The sequence below is a fragment of the Streptomyces sp. PT12 genome (assembly GCF_003311645.1).
In the GTDB taxonomy this organism is placed as follows: domain Bacteria; phylum Actinomycetota; class Actinomycetes; order Streptomycetales; family Streptomycetaceae; genus Streptomyces.
In genome coordinates this window covers 1-390 of record NZ_QEST01000210.1, presented here as the reverse complement: position 1 = coordinate 390, position 390 = coordinate 1, and the positions used below count along the sequence as shown (strand labels likewise).

The window sequence follows — 390 nt, the reverse complement described above, 5'->3', positions numbered from 1 at the left end:
ACGGGGTGGGCGCTCGCCTCGACGAAGAGGGAGTGCCCCTCCTCGATCAACAGCCGGGTAACACCGGCGAATTCGACGGGGCGCCGCAGATTCTCGAACCAGTACCCGGCATCGAGCTCAGGACCCTCGACCACGCCACCCGTCACCGTCGAGTAGAACGGCACCCGCGACACCCCGGCCGCCACGGAGCCAAGATCGCGCAGCAGCCGGTCGCCCACGGACTCCACCGCGGAGTGGTGCGACGCGTAGTCCACCGGAACCCGCCGCACCCGCACGCCCTCGGCCTCAAGCGCGCCCATCAGCGCGGCCAGACCCTCCTCGCCACCCGAGACAACCGTTGAGCCAGGCCCGTTCACCGCCGCCACCTCAAGACCGCCACCCAAACCGCCA

1 protein-coding gene is annotated in these 390 nt (G+C 70.5%); it reads right to left on the bottom strand.

Translation table 11 applies throughout. The features are described 5' to 3' along the window. The coding region (locus DEH69_RS22945) for an acyltransferase domain-containing protein (RefSeq protein WP_258534893.1) at nucleotides 1-356 on the bottom strand (356 nt) is incomplete at its 3' end. Nucleotides 357-390: the final 34 nt, after the last annotated feature.